This is a genomic window from Lysinibacillus sp. FSL M8-0216, assembly GCF_038595555.1.
Classification (GTDB): domain Bacteria; phylum Bacillota; class Bacilli; order Bacillales_A; family Planococcaceae; genus Lysinibacillus; species Lysinibacillus fusiformis.
In genome coordinates, this window is sequence record NZ_CP152007.1 from 3480181 (window position 1) to 3500640 (window position 20460).

Sequence of the window (20460 nt, forward strand, 5' to 3'; positions counted from 1 at the left end):
GAATATTTAACCATATACCAACAAGCTTTTGCTAGGATATTCTAAAGCAGAAAGGTTAGTGAGTAAATGTTATTAAAAGATGTTGAAAAGGTCCATAAACAAAGGATGAATTTCATAGGATTTTCTACTAAGGCCAGTCTAAACGAGGACATTCAATTAAACATTGTAAAAAATTTACGAGAACAAGTTTTAATTCAACTTCCTTTCATCAAAAATAGGATAGATAATAGCATTTTTCTTATCCAAGTATATGATGAAGAAGAATGGACACCTGACACCCCTTATACACATATCGTAGCAGTGGAAGTAAGTGATTTTTCATTTGTACCAAACGCTATGATTACACATACCATTCCTAACGGTGGATTTTTAGTATTTAAGCACCAAGGACCTGAGGAAAATATCGATAATACCTATATGGCTATGAATGATTGGTTGGAAGACCATAACTATGTAACCCCGCGACCATTTGATATCGAACAATGGGATGATCTAGCAGCTATGAACAATCATAATCATATTATTAAACTTTATATACCATTATAATCTCCTTAATCCCATGGATTAAATAAATAGCCAGTTACTCGAAAAGTCATGAGTAACTGGCTATTTTAAAATAATGAAACGCTACAAAAAATGAAACTAAATCCAATCTTGAACGTAAATTTATTTAATAAAAGTTATATGATTCGACTGAATTTTGGGAAACGGGGTTTGTTTTATGATTGAATGGTGGCAAAGTAAGAAAAGAAAAACGAGAAAAAGCAAAGAACATAATAAGTACTCCCTATTAGAATTACTTCTAGATGTGCTTTGTTGGATACCAGAGCTGATTTTATTGCCATTCAGATTAATTTTTTGGTTGTTTAGAGGTGTCGGTAGATTAATTGCAGATCTATCTTAATGTCGTGAACCACTATCAATGAAAATTAACGCTGAACATTCATAGCGCTTTGTTATTTTCCCCATGGCTGTTCACCATATCTTTTAAGCTTCACAACTTCACCATCGTTATTGATTAAACGATTATATACATAATTAATTTTATATTCATTATACTTCTCTAATTGTATTTTTTCGTAAAAGTTCTTTGATAAAATCAGCTCTCGGTCATCAATTAACAAATAATATTGGCCGTTCTTTTCGACAATATTTTGTTTTTCAAGTAGATAGGTGCTTTCAACTTGTACATGATTAATAGAATAAAAACCGGCTACAAATAAGCCTACAAATGCAAATAATAAAAATATCACAAATAGCCTAGTTTTACTCATGTCCTCACCCCATTAAACTTAGTTTTCATACGATACTTATAGTCATTACGTAAAACCTAGAGCAATTCAAATAATCCATCCGGAACTAAATTACATTTATTATTTGAAAAGTCACTAATGGGCTTCCACAGCAATTTAAAGCGTATGCCATTATCTTCTAGCCCCCAAAAAGAAGCTTTTTCATAAAAGGACATGTCAATAAATTCTGCTTCATGGACAAACACTATTTCATGCCCATTATCACCATTATATGTAAATATATTCTCGATTGTACCTACATGCTTTAAGTTAGTAATATTCGCTTCGATTTCTTCCAATATTTCTCGCCTTACCGCTTTCGAACTCGTTTCACCAAATTCAATTTTTCCGCCTATTGGTCGATAATAAAATGTCCTCTTTACTTCATCAAAGCCTTCACAGACAAGTATTGCGTCTTCTTTTCTAAATACACAAATAGCTTTCACTATAATTTGCTCTTTATTCATTTTTTTCCTCCAAATCCTTTTTTATCTGTGTCATAGGTGCATTTTTTATTATAACAATTCGCCTATCGTAATCAAAAGTCTTTTATGCGAATGTTTTGTACAGATATAGCTCGTATTGATGTATTGTTTTCAGGCCAGTCATTAACATGATAAACTAGTAAGAAGTATACTAGGAAGGAGATGGAACGTGAATGATGGATGCTAAGACTATTTTGTTAGATCAACTTCTAGCAAATGCAAATGATCGTAGCTGGTATATGTCATTTCATGAAGTAGTTGAAGGACTTTCTGAGGAAGATGCATTTTGGAAACCCGATGAATCCAGTCATAGTATCGCTGAAATTGTCCAACATCTCATTTATTGGAATGAAACTTGGCAAATCAGATATAAGGAAAATCATGTCCAAGCCATTCCACAAGTTAAAAGCAATGATGATACCTTTCTTCTTAGAGATGAGGTCACTTTCTTGGAGCTAAAGGATAAATTGTTAAAAACGCTACTTCAGTGGCAGGAACTTCTTGAAGAGGAGCAACTACTATCTGATGTAAATGGTTTTCCAGTGAAGGCCGAATGGTGGGCTATCATCTCCAATGCCACCACTCATAATGCCTACCATATTGGACAATTAGCATATATTCGTAAGATGAAAAGATAGTATTTATTAGATTATATTTTGGCACCCATTCTGTAAAGAATACGGAACGAATTGCATAAAAATAAACCTCACCCTAAAGAGAGAGGTTTATCACTGATCTATTCAGCCATTCAAAGACAATTGCCTCTCATCTGAGTGGCTTTTTATTTTGGGTCTGCTTGAAGTGCATCTACCGAATCCACGAATGCTGAGGGAAGACCTCGTCTAATTAGGTTTGCAGAAACTGGCTTTTTCCCAATCTCCCTAGCCCAAATTGATAATTGTCCTATATGGTGAATTTCATGTGCAATAGTATGGCGAACGATTTCACCCCATGTATGCGTCTCGATTGTTCCATCCTCTAATGGAAGATGAAGTAAACGCTCTTCCATACTAGCATCCCATTTGTTTACAAAGCTTGCTACTTCTAAATGAAACTCATCTGTTAATTTCCGAACTTTTTCAAGGCTTTTATAGTCATCAAAATTCTCTTGAAAATCATCTTTACCTTGTAGCACACGTATCCAACTCCACTCTACATCCACTATATGGAAGAGTGTATGTAGTATATTACCCATACCACCTGTTCTATTTTCTAAAAGTTCTTCTTCACTCAACTCTTCACACCAACGGAACCAATCTTCTCTTACCACCCAATTATATTTAAACAATAATTGCAAAAAAATCCCCCTCTTGAAAATAAAATAATAGCCCTTTATTACTTCTTCATATATGAATAGTTTTCCTCCATTTTCTCACAATTTTCGCGTTATTATTGCAAATACTCGCTATTTGCATTAAACTTACAGAATCTTTCCTACAAAAAAATAAAAAGCCTTACAACCTTAGTGGCTGTAAGGTTTACCTTAATTATTTTACTTCGTGCTGAATCATCAGGTATAAAAAAACAGGTCAAGCTAATGGTAAGGTATCCTGAGCACTCAAACATACTCTCCTTGATACCTTACTCATTTTCTTAACCTGCCTAGCAAAGGATTACCATTAATTCGATTCTACATCGTCTTCTTTGGAGTAATTATATTGAGATGGATCAACTGGCGTATACCCTGTTGGCTTATAGAATCTCAATAAGTCACCATTCACGACTTTATCAGATAGTTGCAATTTAAGATCTACTTCATTCTTAATTGTTTTCGCAGACTCTAATTGACTATCATCTAGTGGTAAACCTGTTTCATTATCATAAAATTTTTCATTCACTGAATAGATTTTTGGGCTGACAAAATCGCCATTTCTAAATGGCACAATTTCATGGTGCTCTTCTGACAATAGGTCAGATCCAAATTGAACAAATTGTTGCGTATCAATTCCTAGTAAATGTAATAACGTTGGAAGAAGGTCTGTTTGCCCACCATACGTATGGTTAGTACCACCCTCCATACCCGGAACATGGATGAATAATGGAACGCGTTGTAAATTAGCACTTTCATATGGTGTAATATCTTTTCCAATTACTTGACTCATGGCTGCGTTATGATTATCTGAAATACCATAATGGTCGCCATATAGAACAATCATCGAATGATCATATAAACCTGATTCTTTTAATTGTTGGAAAACTTGTTCGATTGCTTCATCTGCATAACGAGCAGTTTGGAAATAATTATCAACACTTGCATCGCCTGTATTTGCTTTATCGATTGTTACTAAGTCTTGATTCATTTTATATGGGTAGTGATTCCCAACCGTAATTAATTTTGTATAAAACGGTTGTGGTAAAGAACTTAAAAGATTTTGCGATTGTTCAAAGAATGGTTTATCTAATAATCCATACTCAGCCATGTCACCTGAAGTCCCCGTATTATAATAACTAGCATCATAGAACTTATCAAAACCAAAGGATTTATAAATCACGTTTCTGTTCCAGAAGCTTCCGTTATTGCCATGGAATACAGCCGATGTATAACCATAATCTTTTAAAATACTAGGAGCTGCCTGGTACGTATTTTGTGCTTTTGTAATATAAGCAGAACCTTGCGGTAACCCAAATAAAGAATTTTCTAGCATAAATTCTGCATCGGACGTTTTACCTTGTCCAGTTTGATGGAAGAAATTATCAAAATACAATGTATTTTTATCTTTTGCTAATGAGTTTAGAAATGGTGTAACTTCTTCACCGTTTAATTGATAGTCGATAAGAAAGTTTTGGAATGATTCTAAATGTAAATAGATCACGTTCATTCCTTTTGCTTTACCAAAATAATCAGCATTAGGCTTTGCGTAGTTGGCTTTAGTATAGTTAATCACTTCTGTAATATCACTACTATCCGCTAAAGCTCTTTGTGAAGATGCTTTCATCGTTTCTACTGAATCATAGATCGTATAGTTATACATTCCTAAATATTTCACAATATAGTTTCTATCAAAACCTCTTGTTAATAGCTGTGGACGATTAGCCTCAGCTAACCCTAAATTAAGAATTGAAATAGCTAATGCACATGTAATGATCGCCATTGCCTTTTTATAGCCAAAACGTTTTGTATCTTTTTGAATTCTTTTTGAGAATCGTAGGTAGAACATTACGAATACATCAACGAAGAACAAGATATCATATGGTTTTAATAAAGAAAGAACACTACCACCTAAATCACCAAAGTTCTGCGTTTGAGAAAGTGTTGGCAATGTAATGAAATCACTAAAAAATCGGTAATAAACAATATTAGCATACAAAAGAATGGACATCAGCGTGTACACTACAACAAGTGATGTATATTTTCGTTTTCCTCTAAAGATAAATGAAAATCCTAAAAATAGCATGGCTGAGCCAAGTGGATTTAATAGTAAAAGGAATTGTTGAATTACTCCTTCTACACCTAGGTCAAATTGTGTTTGTTGAGAGATGTATGTTTTAATCCATAACATTAAAACAGCTACTACATATATTCCAAAAAAGTTATTCAATAGGTCGTCTTTTTTACTTAATAAATTTCTCATTTCTTGCACCTACCTTGTACTTATTGAATTTAATCTTGATGTCTATTAACTTATATTATAAGTATTGCATTGCATTTAAAATAATGTTACGCCACGATAGCTTTTTTCGCGACCAATGTATAGTACTCCCCATTTAGACTTCTGTCAAGTTGTTAGGCATCATAATAGACAATTCGTATAATCATTACTAATTAACACAAATGTTGGCATAAAAATATCCGGTAAATGTTAGTTTATTAACTAGCATTTACCGGATATTTTAAGTAATGATTCTACCTTTTCTATTTCCGTTAAATTCATCCATTTTTAATAAACATACTTTTATTCGATAACATTCATTTCTAATTTTTTCTGTACAGCCTTAATCATTCGTGCCGACCCATAACAAATTTCTCCGTTTTTCATTAATATTTCTTTCTTTTTAAAATCCACTTCCTGAATATTGTCGATATTTACTACAAAGGAATTATGGCAACGAATGAAACTTTCATACTCTTTTTCTACGTCTTTCAGTTTCCCGTAAAACTCCACTTGACGATTATCCAAATGTAAAACAACTTTATGTAATGGAGAGGATTCAAAAAACATAATTTCATCAAAATTAACACTAATAATTTTATCTGCAATTCTTTGAACGAATTTTTTATTGGATGTCTTATTCGTCACTTGCTTTCTTTCATTTGTCACCTTTAAACAGCTAATAACCTTACTTTGTATTGAATCAACATCATCTTTAATAATAAAATCCATCGCTGCTACTTTATAAATGAAATTTAAATAAGTAAGTTCTGAGTGCGTTGTGACAAAAACAATATCGCCTATTGGATCCACTTTTCTGATTTCCGCGCCAAGTGTGATACCATTCATCTCATGATTCAGGTCAATATCAAGAAAATATAAACCAGATCGTTTACTCTCTTTTATATAGTGTAATAATTCTTCTGGATCCGCGGTCGTTAGGACCAGTTGCATATCCAGATTTTCAATCATTATATAATTTGAAACATATCTGGCTATCTTCTCTCTTTGTTCCTTTTGATCTTCGCAGATAAAAACATCAATCATCTCAATCCCTCACTTTAAAATTACAATTTCCTGCTTAAAAAAACCATCCTCGATAACTGTATCCAACTGTGTCATATTTTCTTGATCAACCATCTTCTTCAGGCTGTTCAGCCCCAGCCCTCGATTTTCACCTTTTGTCGAGAATCCTTTTTCGAAATATTGAAAAAGTTTATGTCCGGTATCACTAAACGTATTCCAAACTACAAAGGACACGGATTGTTCGAGCTCAACAAACCCCACTCGTATGATACCCTTCTCCACCTCTTCAGCTGCTTCAATGGCATTGTCTAAAATAATTCCAATACAGCGGCACAATAGTACACTGTCCATATTCAAATAATGAATTTCGTTAGGGCATTCAAAAACCACATCTATCCCCTTTTCTTGTGCTGTAATCAGTTTGGAGGAAACCAAACCTTTTACTTCTGGAATTTTAATTTCAGACAATCCTCTCATTTTAAAATCATTATCACGAATCTCTTGACTGACACGCATAATATTATCATTAAAATAGCTCTCTAAAGCATTCATATCACGATTGTTAATATATTCGGACATAGAAGATAGGATATTGATGTAATCATGGCGAAAAGTTCGCATTTCATAATAGTTTTTTTCCAGCTGTTCCGTGTACATTTGTATACTGTTTAGCTCTATTTCCTTCTCCCTCATCTCTAACTGCTTTCTGAAGGTATATACTAGGAACGACAAACTGACAGCAAAAATGACGAAATAAATAAATAAGTACAGCGTATTCATCAATACTAGCGTATTTTGATTTCCTGTTAATCGTACATAAACAATCATTGTAAAATAAATTGTATATGTAAAAAGACCCAAGAAAGCTAAAATTCGTTTTGTAATCCTATCTTCTGCATCCTTCTCAAAAACTCTGAAAGTAATTTTTTTCCAAAGATTTATAAATATAATACCAATGATGAGTGTGATAAATTGATGTAGTAATACGGCTGAAAAAATGAGTTCGTTTGTTGCTGAGGAGATTGTATCAATATCTAAAACTTTTCCCAAAATGAAAGTTGTTATATGATCAATGAGGATCATACCAATCATTATTGTTGATGCGTAGTACAGTGCAGGTATCCACTTTAGATATGTATACTTAAACATACCAAGAACAAACGCAAATATTAAGAGCGAACCAAAAATATCTAGATACGGATATAGCCCGCCCATTATTAGACTAAACAGTATAACTGCAATAATATTTTCCTTTCGAATAAAACGTTTCCCTATGACAAAAGCTACTAAAATACACTGAATGGCGACTTGAACTATAGCTAATAGAATCACACGCTAATCCTCATCTCTCTATAGGAATCTAGTATGAATATTATACTATAGAAAACCAAATTAGCAAAATTTAGAATTTTTAGCGAAAACCTAGTATTTCACATATAATTTACTTTTTGAGTTCTTCTGGAATTGTTGGTTCAAATGAATACAATACACAGAAATTATGAACACTCAACCCGCCTACTGCAACAAACAGTTTTGTTAGACCTTCTGCAAACATATTTTGAATTTTCTTCATTTTCTTCTTCCTCCCTTATTTTTTCAATAATTTATATGTTAATGGAAGAATACAGCATACAGCTAGTAGACTTCCAAAAAATACTTGATTGATAACTAGTTGTGAGCTTGTACTAACCATTACTGCTACACAAATCGAATAGCCAATAATGGCTCTGTTTCTCAGTTTTACTCTCAACGCTTTATCATTAACACGGTTCTTTTCTGTATCTTGAGGGGCATATTTATAAAGACAGATATATACAGCTAGAATACCTATCCAAAACATCGATTCTGATATTGAAATATCTCGTATGATGATCGGTAGTATTCCGAAAAGGAAAATGCTTATCAACGTGCAGGTACTGCTTTTTTGAGCATGAATACCTCTAGCATAGACCCGTACTAATAAATAAGCACTGTGAAAAATAAATGTTAGCCAAACTGAATGCAGTAAAAATGCTGTCAAGTATACAGGAACGGCCTTCCCAAGATTAATGAGGCAGACTTCAATACCCAATTTACACTTCAATTCTTGAATTCTGGTCAGTTCTTGTCTTTCTTTTAATTTCCTAACCATATATTCTGCCAACACGTCTTCCCTAAATCCCTTTAGCAGTATTTCCATTTTTATCCCCTCCTTGTTTTTCTTTACAATAATAGTATATCTTGCTCTTCTATCATTTTTTTTAATATTTAGTAACTTACTACTCTGATTACATATATGCAAAAAAAAAAGAGGAAAATACACAGTTACGAGTATTTTCCTTACAATTATGAAATTTTTCATACGACAAACTCAACCAAATATTTGGGATACAGCGTAACCGCTTCACTATATCCTTGAAGATCCATTCGATTAATACAGACTTTGTTTCTAGTGGGGAAAAACTCATTTTGTCGCATTTTATTATATAAATTAAATAACTGAATAAATAGAATTCTTTCCAAGAAGAAACACATCAACAACTCTTCATGATGCATGATGGCTGCATTCAGCTCACCTTCTGTTGAAAACTTAGGAATTTCAAACTTCGTTGTATTGATTAATGGACCAATCTCTAAACTATTTTCCTGACAGCTCAATGCCAGTATATACTTTGCAAAAGATTCAACTTGATTGATTTCTGCGATTTTCTTTTGTGTTCCAATTAGCAAATCAATATTGTCCTGTGGGTTTTCATCATAGATCGTTTGTACAAACGGTGATTTTTCCAGAAACTCTTGAACATTTGGGAATTTATCTTCTAACATGACTTGAATGTTAAAGATTTTCCCTGTATCAATAATTTTTTCTGCAAAAATCAAGTACTCTACAATTGCTTCTGTAGAAATGAAATAAGGGGTAAAAAATTCTGTATAGCTTCTCACTAGATTCAATAGATCTCTGGATTTTTGTTTTTCATAGGAGATAAACAATGTAGGGTCCTTTTCCAAAAGCTGATTTCCAAGCTTATTTTCTGAGCAGTCCATTGTTTCATCGATTCCATGATAAATAATCTCTTTTAATCTATTAAACTCGATATCTTTAACTTTAAAGGCCATGACTGTTTCTAATGTTATACAATCCTGGATCATAAAGAAATCGTTCATTTTTTTTACTTGATATTTCAATTTTAAGCAATACATATTCAACCTCCACTCCTTTCTATCCTATAAGAAATGCATACAAGGATGTTTGGTTATCACTCAAAAGTTTTGATAACTCAATATCATAAAAACCGCCCAATGGTACACTTTCCAACCCTAAGTAATTCGCTACCAACTGAATATTTTGTCCAATATGTCCGGCCTCCTGTTGAACCAATTTATAGGAGATATCTGTATACTTTCCTGAGATTCCTGACATATCACAGCTCAAAGCAACTGCGAACTGAGCGGTATTTGCCAAATACTTTTGGATAAACGCTTTACTCATTTCATCCCACGGCACGTATTGTTTAACTAATAATTTTTGAGTATCACTATTCAGCAGCATAATATTCCCCTGCTCTATCAAATCAACGTCTACCAATTGCTCGTTGAATAAAAAATAAATATTAACATAGTACTGTGCCCCCCCAGAAGGGTATGTACGGTTTTCTTTTTCACCACCAATCATGGCCAATTGAGTAAATTGTGCCATTACCTTTTTATCGACCTTCACATTCGTCTTGAATGGTTCCCTTGCCGAATATCTCGTCCCTAATGTTTTTTCAAATATATTATTATCGTCAATCGTATAATCTAAATCAATTAACGGATAATTGCCATTTCCCTGCAACTCTCTCGGTCTATGCGCATATACTTGAGTATTGGTGAATTCAGGTTCATTGATTGACATCATATGATAATCAATGAATTTTTTCTCTATATTCCTCTCTCCTTTAAAGTTCCACACATTCATTTCCTCCTTTTTAAGAAATCACCCAGCTTTAAGAAAAGCATCTGAAAAAATGAATTCATATTCCGGAGATACCCCTAATCGATTATTCAACATATGAAGATGAGAAATGACAATATAAAAGGCGTACTTTGGCTCCATTGTCGTTTGACATAACTTTATTTGAGCAAGCATAGATTTAAAAACCTTAAGATAGGGCTGATAGAATTCAATGGCAAGTTCTCCATTTTTCAATTGATCGATTCTGTTGTTAATCACTTTATATATTTGCTCTGGGGTCTTATTTTGAGAAAATTGAGTCCATATTTCACGATACGCATGAAACATTGTCTCATGCTTCTCAATATATCCTAATTCTTGAGCAATTTTTGTACAGTTATACATGAGGTCAATGGCTAACACATAACGCTGAGTTCGATTAAGCTTTTGAATAATTTGTCCAGCAAATTTTGAAGAGTGGACAAATAGTTCTTCAGACAACGCCATTGCTGCCTCCCCCCCATAACGGTTTAGCTCTGGTACATACTCGATCGCCTGAATTGAAAAGTTCGGATACGGAGCAGTTGGTACAATGCCTTCTGTCTGAATGATCGCCTCATCATAGGAAATAGCTTGAAATGAGTGACTACTATGCTTTAGATGAAAGCTCTCCAATAAGTGCTCCAATTCTTTTTCAATTTTTTCTGCTGCGTCTTGTGCTGTTTGGTATCTCAATCGGATATGGGGACCACCATCCCAATAACGAATGAAAAAATATCGAACTTTTTCTCTATCTAAATATGGCAACAAACACTCTTTTAAAAATTCTTCAATTAAGACATAATCATGAATGAATAAATGTTTAGATACCCACATAAGGTCCTCCTTTATTTTAGAAATATACTGTGACTTGTGTTCCAGCTCTTAAAAAGATTTAACGAGTAGCCAAGTTGTTCATTGTTCTCTAGTTTGAATTTTTCTTTTATTATTTTGTCATTATAATTTTTAATCCCTCGAGCAGCCAATCCATACTTCGCAGCAATAATAGATAAATGCTGTGCAAAATGACCCATCCTTAAAAAAATATCATCATAATCCTGACCTGATTTCTCAAAGGTAAAAAATAGCCAATAATACATGCCTTCCAAATTAGTGAAATCTTGATATTCTTGCAACATCTTCGTATACATAAGTTTACCTTTCGGTTGAATAAATTCACACGTTTCTCCAATCCGATAAAAGCCACTTTTGACATCAGTAATATTATCTATAAACGTCCCCAAGCCTATTCCAGGATAGTCCTGCACAGCTGCTTGGAACTCCTGCAGTATTCGATGGTGTGTATTAGCTGACATCAACTTTTTAACTACTGCATCGCCTTTAATATTTTGCTCCGATACTCTTCTCCTGAAAAATTCTGTCTCCGGTTGCGCTTTTATATCTGTTGTACTCAAATGATATTCTTGGTCTAAAGCTATTTCCAATACAAGCGGAATTGTGACAAATTCAACAGGCTTTTCAAGCGATGCTGTTGTTAGTTTACGGTGACGAATTTGATGACCATTTAAAACATAGTCAAGATTATAAAGATAATGACCTGTATTCAATAAACTTAGCATTAAAGAAAACTCACCATAATATTTTTGGAGCTGACGATTGTCATTTACGATGACGAGATAGTCTCTTTCAGCATTCAATCCTTTAAAATATTCTTGGTGATAAACATAAACTTTGTCTGTTAATGCTTTGTATACAAACATATGCGTTTTATGAACAAATACCAATTTAAGACTATCTATATTTCTAGCTTTGGGAGAAAAAGAATGGAAATAGTATTTGCTGAAAAAATCTATCCGCTGAATCATCTCTAAATAATAATAGAGATCGTAAATAATGGAACTCCAGCCATCACTTTTACCAAGCTCCTTCAAAAATTTCATGTCAATCACATCTAAATGATTATTAAACAGTGGTTCTTCATCAACATGTGCAACAGACAATGATTGCTTATAGCGATCCTCTCCGAATCGATCTAAATATTGTTGATCAATCATCCTTATTCCCTCCCGTTCAATTATGGAAATGGATGGGGTGTTTTCTCTATCCAGTCTTTATCTAGCTTCCCTGTCTTCTTAAACTGAATAGCCTTTTCAATTCGTTGACTGACAACTCGTCTATTTTGATGCCCAAAAGTCATCGTCAGCATGCCAGGCACTATATATTTCACATTTACAAATCCTGCAGAAAATAAATTCGGATTTTCTGTCATAGCCCGATACGCTTTACCAGATATATCGACCAATTGGCCTTCAAGCGTTCGAACAACCTCGGAAAATTTCCCTTGATATACTGTATACCCTGCCTCCAATTGCTCGTAGGAAGACACCATTTCTGTATTCAATGCAAACGAAAATGCATATTTCATCTCCTTGTTTGAGTAAAGTAGCAAGTGGTCTTCCAACTTGTGCACCGATTGAGGATTGTCCAACAATTGTCGTTTCCTTCTCTGATATTCCTTATTATTGAAGACATTTGTAAAAACAGTAATCGCAGTTGTAGCTTCAATCAACGCTCGCTCGATTGACTCTTCCAAGTCAAAGGAAGCCGCCGCAGCCGTGTAGAAGGCCATTTCATTTTCCTTAGGCTCCTCTTTTTCTAATAAAACCCAGATTGTCGGAATTTTCACTTCCATCGATATATCAAACAAATGTACACGGATGTTTTTTTGCTTTAAAGAGTCCAAATAAGCCTGAATTTTTTTAGATTGAATGCTAGATTCATCAATTCTAACAGGTGGAATCTGTCCATACCAAGTAGCTAAAAAAGCATCGCGTTCAATCAGCTCTAGCATCGCGTGTAGGCTGGCCTCTGCTTCTGTTGAACCGAGAGCACTGCCATTAGAGCTTTCGTAAATATATCTCTTTTCATTAGAAACAACATGAGAGTTGTAATAAATTAGCTGCTCGGGAATTAGAACATCTCTTTCACTATGCAATGCCCAAACTTTTTCATAATTCAGTGGCTGATCTTCCGAGTAATTTTCTGGATTGCCATAATTGCATTGTGCCATCACTTCACTCAGTGTGAGATCAATCACTTCAGAATCTTTTTCCCGCATTGCCCTTTGTTGCTTTTTATAAGGAAACGCTGTGGCATAGCGCTCCAATGATTCCAAAATAGAAATATATTTTGACTTTTCATACGTCCCTGTCCGACCATAGGAAAGCATTGATATTCCCTTATACAATACTTCTGTCTGAACCATTGGTGTTCCATAAGAATCGCCGGAGCGAGCCAATGCATTTACAATCGACGATGGATGCGCATAGATTAATTTTTTATTTCTTTCAATCTTTTCTCTTACTTGTTCAAAGCTCAATTGTCGATTATCTTTTGCATTGAATAGAGTATCCAATTCCTGAGGTCGATTTGAACCCGTATCTACATTACACTGACAATCTCCTCGCTTGAAGGTTGCTTTCGCTTGGATTTCCAATGTATCTCGGTTTATTTCATAGAGGAACGGTTCGCTATTTGTTTGGAGCTTTTGCACAAGTGTATCAATTATTTCTGATTCTAATCGATTTGGCTGGTCTTCTTGCCAACCAAAATATTGTTGATAGCTTTTCAGTTCTTTTGTTCGCTCCTTAAAGCAATCTAGGCAAAAGAATGAATCATTCTTTGATGAATGAATAAAAATATACTTTTGGTTTGTCAGAATCGTAGCAATGTTTGTTTGTATGGTCATCACTCCACCTCCAAAAGTTCATATTCAAAACCATGATCATTGAGTATTTTCCCTACAGTAGTCTGCTGACCATTTACTAAATTTTCTTGATTAGAGTTGTCCCAATTTACAGAACTGACTTCTTTTAGATGGAGCTCATTTAAATCTACGGATTGGAAGAATGATTCCTTAATAGATACATCATTCATATGCATACTAATCCAAGTCAGTAAAACTGTTATCAACTGAGCTGCTGTTTTTACAGGGAGCTGAAAAATGAATGCCTCCGATTTATCATTTACAGCATACAAGTAATACCCCCCTCTACTACATGCCTGGAGGTAGAAATTGGTAGATAACTTTTCTTGATTCATTAAACTACTAATAAGTTCTGATTCCTCCAGCTCATTCAGATCTAATCTGTACAGTTTCCCTGTTTTATGATGTTGGGTACTATAGATGACTTTTCCCTGTTGCTTCAATAGAAGATCCTTTGAATAACTATTTTTTAATATTTCGATAAATGCTGCCTCTGAGAGAAACTGTGCGAGCCTTTCATAAGAAATATCTGCAAAGAAGTAATTTTCATCGTCTTCTGTTTGTACAGTAATAATCTGTAACGGTGATTGGTTGTAAGTAAAATACGCTCTATTTTTATTAAAAGATACTATCTTTGAATCATATTTTTTTACAAAAGTTTCGAGTGAATTATAATTCTTGATAGCATCTTGAGGCGTTCTTCCTGAAATTTGATAATCCACCTTTTCAATTCCATCAAATGCCAATTTCCTTTCAACTTCCATGAGGGAATTAATACTGAATACAGGGGCCTCTTTCCCAATGATAGATATAATGGCGCCATAATAAAGGAAACCTGCTAGAAGCTTCTCTGAAATATCCTCAGCTGACACAGCCTCAAAATTCGGATGATTTCTTGTGGAAACCCATATTTTATCTTCTTTTTTCCCAATATAATAATGTGAAGCGATTTTCCCGTCTGCCAAAACTTCAATATTTTCTACTTCTACAATTTCATGTTGAATATGATTTTCTGCCAATAATTCACTGAGATAAATTGCACCAAAATAAGATGCGGGAATGTTCACACAAATTCCCTCAATGTCTCTCAGACCTTTTTCTACTGATAGACATTGCTCTTCAACCCACGGCAAATAGAGACTGTTTTTGTGAAGATCATAAACTTTTGGATCAATTAAATAAAAAACATGTTTTTCTATAAGAAATTGAATGAGTTTTGTGTAGCGGTTAAACTCTTCAAAAAGTGCTGTTTCTTCACTTCCCTGATAGGCCTTACTAATCAGGGAAGTGATTTCATCATATTCTGAAATACTTAGTTTTAATTTTATTAATTCGTTTGATCCATATATAAATAGGTCGGGTTCATTATAGTGATATCGAATATTTCTTCGAGCCTTTATTAGCATATTACTCACTCCTTCTTATTGTTGAACTTAATGACAACTAATGAAATAATCAGAAGGGCCGATGTGTACCCGATGGAAATCAGCATATCTTGATTGAGTTCAAATGTCTGATTCCAAATTGAGATATAAATATTATTTAAATGATAGAATGGGTTTACATAAGATACATACTTCACAAAATTCGGAAGACTTTCCACCGGAACAGAGAAGCCCCCAGTAAACATAACAATTTGGAACAATACAATAGACAAAATAAGTGCTGTTTTTACTTCCTTAAAGTTTGAATAAATTGCGTGAGAATAAACCAACATCACCGCATTAATTAGTAATAAGCTTACATATGACATCAAAAAATTAACAATTGAAAGCTGCAAATCATAAACTAGTAAGCCAATCAAAGTGATTAAGAAAAAGCCTGCTGTAGCTATAATAAATGACTTAGCAATACTGGACATGAGAAGAATTTTATCAGTGATCGGCGTAATGAAAAGTCTTTTTTCAATACCAGCTGCACGATTCATTACCTGATCAAAACCAAAGGCAAAAAATACGACTGAAAAACTAATGAGGACAATAAACGAAGGTGTATACATTTGAACATAGTTCATTCCTCCGTTATAGGTTGCATTACTGAACATTTGTCCCATTAAAATATATGTGACAGGCGGTACAACAACCGTAAAGACTAAATAAAATAACTCTCTAAAGAACATTTTTAAGTCATATTTAATTTGTGTTAATAACATATTTGCTCCCCCTTATTTGGCAATTTTATCGAGATAAAAGCTATTAATAGATTTATGACCGGATTTCAGAATATTTTCTGGCGTATCGAATACTTCGGTTACACCCTCATTAATGAAAAGAACTTTATCACAATAGAGTTCGATTTCATCCATATAATGAGTCGATAAAATGACTGTACTGTCATTTTTCTTAATATATCCTGTAATACTTTCCCATAATATGTTTCGCATATGAGGGTCCAGTCCGGTAGTCGGTTCATCCAAAATAATCAAACGTGGTTTAGAAGAAAAAGCGATTGCTAGACTCACCTTTTGCTTCCAGCCCCCAGATAAATTATCGAAGAATGTATTTAAATGCTCCTGCAATTCAAACTCCTCAATAATTTCATTCAGATCTACTTTGCTACCATAATAGGATCTAAAAAGATCTAGTAATTCTTTTACTTTTAATTTTTTATAAAACTGTGTAGGTTGCAATACTGCGGATATATTGCTTTTAATTTTTCCAAGCTGAGCTTGATCAATTTCTTTTAAATTATTACCAAAGACAACAACCTTCCCGTCATTAAAATCTTTAATGGTCATTAAAATTTCTAAGAATGTTGATTTCCCAGCTCCATTTTTACCGATAACACCAATAATCTCACCTTTTTCAGCAATAAAATCTATTCCTTTTAGAACAGCCTTTTTTCCATAATTCTTTGTTAGTTTTTCTACCTTTACATTAAAATTCTGCATCGTTCACCCTCCTAATTGTCAATCGTATATTCCACAACATATTCCCTAAGCTCATTATTAAATTCAGGTAACACCTCTTCGATAAAGAACGTAGGATCTTCACTTTCTTCATTAGTAATTTCATTCATAAAATGTTTGAATAATATGGGAACTGTAATATCAATAAACAATGGCTTCATGGCAGAAATTTCTTCACCCATACGGTATTTCTTTAAAAAGAAAGTTTCAGGTAAATCCCTGTCTTGAAAATAGTTATTTATTAATGAATACAGCTCTACTTCATTTGCCGCATCCTTGCTTATACGCTCAATATCCTCGTGTTTGATATTCCACTTCTTTCTGTACATCACAATATTTTCAAAACTAATTCTTGGCATATCACTTCTTTTTTTCAAAAAGTAATTTATATCAAAGTTAATTCTTCCGCTTTGAAACAGAAGTAGCAATACAGATAAAACACCTGGTAGAAACACTGGCACTAATGACGATTTATAGGCGACCCTTGCTTCATTTTTCTGATGGTCGAGCACTTTCAATTTTTTCGTTTTCTCATCGTATTTAACCGAAAAATCTGATATATGAGGATACCCAACATCATGGAATCTCTGATTTCCAAACTCTAAATTTAATTTTTGTTTATAATTTCTATCATGAATACCGCCATTAAATCCAAACAGCTCTGTCACTTCATAATAATTTTTATCATAATAATTTTTCCCTATATATTCTTGATACTGTGAATCATTATTCAAATCCTCAAAGAAGTCTTTAAACCTGGATAAAAATTTCTCCTGACCGTCATAAATATCGTTTAAAATTACTTTCTCCTGAAAAAGCTGATAAAAGAATGTCATACTAAATTCATTGCCGTATTTAATATACGTAGGAATTTTTTTAGAGAAGGGCTTGATTAGTTCCTGAAAATCTATTTCTACATCTTGATTTTCATCTAAGTATTGGGAAAAGAATGCTTTAAATTCGTCTCTAAGATCATCCAAAATCTTTACTTCAGGTGCAATCGCGTCATCATAGCGGTAATCCATGTCTTGGAAATAAGGGAAGAAGTATCTCAATTTTTCGAAGAATACATTGTTTAATAAATTGCTGTCAGATAAACTTATCTCCGAGTGCCCATATATTTTTTTATAAAGCGCAGCAACTTCGTATTGCACACGAATATTCACATCAAACAACAGTAAAAATGCCGTAATTTCTTCAAAGAAATGATTAGAAAATTTATTGTCAATATCTTTAAGGCTGCTCTTATTACTTTGAGCATCAAACAAGATATCTTCATATAGAATCTCCGTACCAAAATTCGGAATAGTTTCACTCAAATTTTTAATAATATCCTCAATCTTTTTCCAAAGAACTAACCGCCCATTTGTATCTGCCTGCTCGAATTCCTTTTGCAATTCATTAATGAATTGCAGCTGGCGTGATAGCTCTTCGCAAATATCATGGTCTTTTAAATAGGAAATCATTTCTTCTACAAGATTTCTTTTAGCATTTACTGAAATTTTTTGTACTACGATTTTCGTGGTAACAAGCTTTTTAAATACATCCAACTCATGCCCCGAATAAAGATCATGTTCACTTAGAAATTGAGCAAATTCTTTATAATACATAGTTTGCCCTTGTTTTTTCTTTAGAAATTGAATTACTTCTTCCGCAATCCCCATCTCAACCAGCTTATCTCTTGTTTCATATATTTTCTTAGATTGCGGTACATTCTCTTGCGTGACAAAAAAGATTTTAGAATTCCTTTGCCCAAATTTAGAAACATGGACTGGAATTTTTTCTAATGTATCATTGTTCGTACGAATAACTTCCAAAAATATTCTAAAAAGTAGCGCATGGTTTAATTCGATATTTGCCTTCTTTTTGATTAAAAATCGATTACCAGAAGAGCCTGTTTGCGTAAGATAAGAAAACGGACTAGTCTTCATAGAGCTGCGCATTAACAAGTTGATAATAAAATTGTCCAACTTTTTTTCTTTTTTATTATGTGTTTGGACAGGTTTGGATAAATATTTTTCAATGTTCTTATAAATAGTTTGATTAAAAAATAAAACGGTCTTTTGCAGCTGCTCATCTGCTATTTCTCGTTGCAGAATCTCTCTTGACTTCAATACAGCTTCCTCATACCTTTGTTGCAGTGCTTCTTGATACAACTCTAATTGATCTAAAAGCTCTACTAGTCGATTCAATAAAATTGGCCCTGAGTATTTCCTTAAACGAATGTTACGCAAATTATGAACATCCCGTTTCAGATTCAATAGCTTCGGATCCTTTTGTAGAGAGAACTCTTCTTCAATTTGACTGACTACCATTTCTTTCTCTCTTTCAACTTTTGCATGAACATTGTCAATCGCTTCTTTAGCAGACTGAATTCCCTTCGCTTTTTCTCTCATTTCAAAGTACCACTGATCAGAAGTATTGGTTCCTCGATAAATACTAAATGGATTTTGAGTAACGATTATAGTCAAGTCCTAACTCCTCCCTCCAAGTCATCCCTTTTTTACTTTCCACAATTCTGTAAGCCATATAAATATACTTTTGCTTCTTCAAAGCACTTATATTAAAGTAAGGTAATAGTAAATACAGCAGATTTACGGTAAATCTATAAGCCGTTGCCTCAGGATTTTCCATAAAGTTATTTTCCTTTGAATAAGCAACAAAATTCCTATGAAATTCATTTTTAAAATTCTTCTCTAATTCCTCAATAGTACGAGTCAATTCCGCTTTATAGTGATCGTCTAACAATTCATCCACCTGACTTAAACAACTTCCATAGAACTCTGTAAAATAGTTAAACCATCTATTGATTATTGGAGAATGTGCTTTCTCTGCAGCTTCTAAACCTGATTGTTTTTCTAAATAAAATGTCTCAAATAACTTTTCGGTATATGGTTTCTCTTGCTTGGCAGAAAGCTCAAAGAACCCCTGAACATGCGAGACAAACGAAAAATAACCTTTATTATTATTCTTTTCATGATAGACATCTGAAATTCTCGAAAAAATAAGGGGAAACAGCTCCTCAACGCTAATGTTCTGTGCTTCTATATAGTTTCGAGTATCCAATAGCAATGGGTAATGTCTGAATCGTTCGTTCATATATAAATTCGTTAATCGTTCATTATGAACAGGCAAATTATAAGGATATATGTCCATTTCCCCGTGTTCTCGAATAGCTCGTTCATTTTTCTTATTTTCTAAATTTGATAGCAATCGGGAGCTTTGCTCATATTTTTTCTTCACTTGATCAATATATGATTTATCCAATGGCTGTTCTTCGATTAGCTGGCGCACTCTTTTTTTCAAAGTGTCATATTCAGATTGTGAAATTTTATTTTTTGTAATCAACTGAATATGAGGTCCCCCCTCCCAGCCTTTTGACACAAAATATTGATGTTTATCCCACAACTCATCAATAAGTAATAGCAATGATTGTTCTAATGAACTGTCATAGTTATAAATACAGGTTTGATACATGGC

The 20460-nt window shown here is 33.6% G+C and carries 20 protein-coding genes; 2 read left to right on the forward strand and 18 right to left on the reverse strand.

What is annotated here, in order from left to right; translation table 11 throughout:
- Positions 1-66: 66 nt before the first annotated feature.
- On the forward strand, positions 67-546 hold the full coding sequence (locus MKX57_RS17115; RefSeq protein ID WP_107922029.1) for a GyrI-like domain-containing protein: 480 nt from the start codon (positions 67-69) through the stop codon (positions 544-546).
- Between the two features lie 410 nt (positions 547-956).
- On the opposite strand, the gene MKX57_RS17120 is transcribed toward MKX57_RS17115, so the two are convergent.
- On the reverse strand, positions 957-1274 hold the full coding sequence (locus MKX57_RS17120) for a hypothetical protein (RefSeq protein WP_239355015.1): 318 nt from the start codon (positions 1272-1274) through the stop codon (positions 957-959).
- Positions 1275-1330: 56 nt separating this feature from the next.
- Positions 1331-1759 (reverse strand): NUDIX domain-containing protein, encoded by a 429-nt coding sequence (locus tag MKX57_RS17125; RefSeq protein WP_239355016.1) that lies wholly within the window; start codon positions 1757-1759, stop codon positions 1331-1333.
- A 191-nt stretch (positions 1760-1950) separates the two neighbouring features.
- Here MKX57_RS17125 and MKX57_RS17130 point away from each other — a divergent pair, with 191 nt between their 5' ends.
- Positions 1951-2415 carry a DinB family protein gene (locus tag MKX57_RS17130; protein ID WP_089987135.1) on the forward strand — a complete coding sequence of 155 codons (465 nt, stop codon included), beginning with the start codon at positions 1951-1953 and terminating at the stop codon, positions 2413-2415.
- A gap of 143 nt (positions 2416-2558) precedes the next feature.
- On the opposite strand, the gene MKX57_RS17135 is transcribed toward MKX57_RS17130, so the two are convergent.
- The 16 genes from MKX57_RS17135 to MKX57_RS17210 form a co-directional block, all read right to left on the reverse strand.
- The gene (locus MKX57_RS17135; RefSeq protein ID WP_043990758.1) at positions 2559-3074 is read right to left on the reverse strand and encodes a DinB family protein; all 516 of its coding nucleotides are present in this window, start codon (positions 3072-3074) and stop codon (positions 2559-2561) included.
- Between the two features lie 322 nt (positions 3075-3396).
- Positions 3397-5349: an LTA synthase family protein gene (locus tag MKX57_RS17140; protein ID WP_096365153.1), complete on the reverse strand. Its 1953-nt coding sequence runs from the start codon at positions 5347-5349 to the stop codon at positions 3397-3399.
- A 321-nt stretch (positions 5350-5670) separates the two neighbouring features.
- On the reverse strand, positions 5671-6414 hold the full coding sequence (locus MKX57_RS17145; protein ID WP_008179420.1) for a LytTR family DNA-binding domain-containing protein: 744 nt from the start codon (positions 6412-6414) through the stop codon (positions 5671-5673).
- 9 nt (positions 6415-6423) lie between these two features.
- Positions 6424-7725: a GHKL domain-containing protein gene (locus MKX57_RS17150; protein WP_008179417.1), complete on the reverse strand. Its 1302-nt coding sequence runs from the start codon at positions 7723-7725 to the stop codon at positions 6424-6426.
- A 109-nt stretch (positions 7726-7834) separates the two neighbouring features.
- A complete protein-coding gene (locus MKX57_RS17155; RefSeq protein WP_008179416.1) occupies positions 7835-7966 on the reverse strand; it encodes a cyclic lactone autoinducer peptide in 132 nt (43 codons plus the stop codon).
- A gap of 15 nt (positions 7967-7981) precedes the next feature.
- Entirely contained in the window at positions 7982-8572 is a 591-nt protein-coding gene (locus MKX57_RS17160; protein ID WP_043990601.1) for an accessory gene regulator AgrB, read from the reverse strand.
- Positions 8573-8730: 158 nt separating this feature from the next.
- Entirely contained in the window at positions 8731-9573 is an 843-nt protein-coding gene (locus MKX57_RS17165) for an ABC transporter permease (protein ID WP_089987131.1), read from the reverse strand.
- 19 nt (positions 9574-9592) lie between these two features.
- On the reverse strand, positions 9593-10330 hold the full coding sequence (locus MKX57_RS17170; protein WP_090002174.1) for a SagB/ThcOx family dehydrogenase: 738 nt from the start codon (positions 10328-10330) through the stop codon (positions 9593-9595).
- Positions 10331-10348: 18 nt separating this feature from the next.
- The gene (locus MKX57_RS17175) at positions 10349-11182 is read right to left on the reverse strand and encodes a thiopeptide-type bacteriocin biosynthesis protein (protein ID WP_008179409.1); all 834 of its coding nucleotides are present in this window, start codon (positions 11180-11182) and stop codon (positions 10349-10351) included.
- An 11-nt stretch (positions 11183-11193) separates the two neighbouring features.
- Positions 11194-12360, reverse strand: a complete 1167-nt coding sequence (locus MKX57_RS17180) for a hypothetical protein (protein ID WP_342550437.1) — start codon at positions 12358-12360, stop codon at positions 11194-11196.
- A 20-nt stretch (positions 12361-12380) separates the two neighbouring features.
- Positions 12381-14054, reverse strand: coding sequence for a YcaO-like family protein (locus MKX57_RS17185; protein ID WP_342550438.1), 1674 nt, complete (start codon positions 14052-14054; stop codon positions 12381-12383).
- Entirely contained in the window at positions 14054-15478 is a 1425-nt protein-coding gene (locus tag MKX57_RS17190; RefSeq protein ID WP_090002178.1) for a hypothetical protein, read from the reverse strand. Before MKX57_RS17190 ends, MKX57_RS17185 begins: the two co-directional genes overlap by 1 nt.
- Before the next feature lie 5 nt (positions 15479-15483).
- Complete coding sequence (locus MKX57_RS17195) at positions 15484-16224, reverse strand: ABC transporter permease (RefSeq protein WP_342530293.1); 741 nt, start codon at positions 16222-16224, stop codon at positions 15484-15486.
- A gap of 12 nt (positions 16225-16236) precedes the next feature.
- Positions 16237-16962 (reverse strand): ABC transporter ATP-binding protein, encoded by a 726-nt coding sequence (locus tag MKX57_RS17200; RefSeq protein ID WP_008179401.1) that lies wholly within the window; start codon positions 16960-16962, stop codon positions 16237-16239.
- 11 nt (positions 16963-16973) lie between these two features.
- A complete protein-coding gene (locus tag MKX57_RS17205; protein ID WP_342550439.1) occupies positions 16974-19451 on the reverse strand; it encodes a lanthionine biosynthesis protein in 2478 nt (825 codons plus the stop codon).
- The gene (locus MKX57_RS17210) at positions 19420-20457 is read right to left on the reverse strand and encodes a hypothetical protein (RefSeq protein WP_239355022.1); all 1038 of its coding nucleotides are present in this window, start codon (positions 20455-20457) and stop codon (positions 19420-19422) included. Before MKX57_RS17210 ends, MKX57_RS17205 begins: the two co-directional genes overlap by 32 nt.
- Between the last annotated feature and the right edge of the window lie 3 nt (positions 20458-20460).

Bases quoted from the DNA above. Each gene is read 5' to 3' on its own strand.
- MKX57_RS17145 (WP_008179420.1), bottom strand. From the start codon at position 6,414: ATGATTGATGTTTTTATCTGCGAAGATCAAAAGGAACAAAGAGAGAAG.
- MKX57_RS17195 (WP_342530293.1), bottom strand. From the start codon at position 16,224: ATGTTATTAACACAAATTAAATATGACTTAAAAATGTTCTTTAGAGAG.
- MKX57_RS17175 (WP_008179409.1), bottom strand. From the start codon at position 11,182: ATGTGGGTATCTAAACATTTATTCATTCATGATTATGTCTTAATTGAA.
- MKX57_RS17185 (WP_342550438.1), bottom strand. From the start codon at position 14,054: ATGACCATACAAACAAACATTGCTACGATTCTGACAAACCAAAAGTAT.
- MKX57_RS17160 (WP_043990601.1), bottom strand. From the start codon at position 8,572: ATGGAAATACTGCTAAAGGGATTTAGGGAAGACGTGTTGGCAGAATAT.
- MKX57_RS17120 (WP_239355015.1), bottom strand. From the start codon at position 1,274: ATGAGTAAAACTAGGCTATTTGTGATATTTTTATTATTTGCATTTGTA.
- MKX57_RS17190 (WP_090002178.1), bottom strand. From the start codon at position 15,478: ATGCTAATAAAGGCTCGAAGAAATATTCGATATCACTATAATGAACCC.
- MKX57_RS17155 (WP_008179416.1), bottom strand. From the start codon at position 7,966: ATGAAGAAAATTCAAAATATGTTTGCAGAAGGTCTAACAAAACTGTTT.
- MKX57_RS17140 (WP_096365153.1), bottom strand. From the start codon at position 5,349: ATGAGAAATTTATTAAGTAAAAAAGACGACCTATTGAATAACTTTTTT.
- MKX57_RS17170 (WP_090002174.1), bottom strand. From the start codon at position 10,330: ATGAATGTGTGGAACTTTAAAGGAGAGAGGAATATAGAGAAAAAATTC.
- MKX57_RS17165 (WP_089987131.1), bottom strand. From the start codon at position 9,573: ATGTATTGCTTAAAATTGAAATATCAAGTAAAAAAAATGAACGATTTC.
- MKX57_RS17180 (WP_342550437.1), bottom strand. From the start codon at position 12,360: ATGATTGATCAACAATATTTAGATCGATTCGGAGAGGATCGCTATAAG.
- MKX57_RS17210 (WP_239355022.1), bottom strand. From the start codon at position 20,457: ATGTATCAAACCTGTATTTATAACTATGACAGTTCATTAGAACAATCA.
- MKX57_RS17115 (WP_107922029.1), top strand. From the start codon at position 67: ATGTTATTAAAAGATGTTGAAAAGGTCCATAAACAAAGGATGAATTTC.
- MKX57_RS17130 (WP_089987135.1), top strand. From the start codon at position 1,951: ATGATGGATGCTAAGACTATTTTGTTAGATCAACTTCTAGCAAATGCA.
- MKX57_RS17200 (WP_008179401.1), bottom strand. From the start codon at position 16,962: ATGCAGAATTTTAATGTAAAGGTAGAAAAACTAACAAAGAATTATGGA.
- MKX57_RS17125 (WP_239355016.1), bottom strand. From the start codon at position 1,759: ATGAATAAAGAGCAAATTATAGTGAAAGCTATTTGTGTATTTAGAAAA.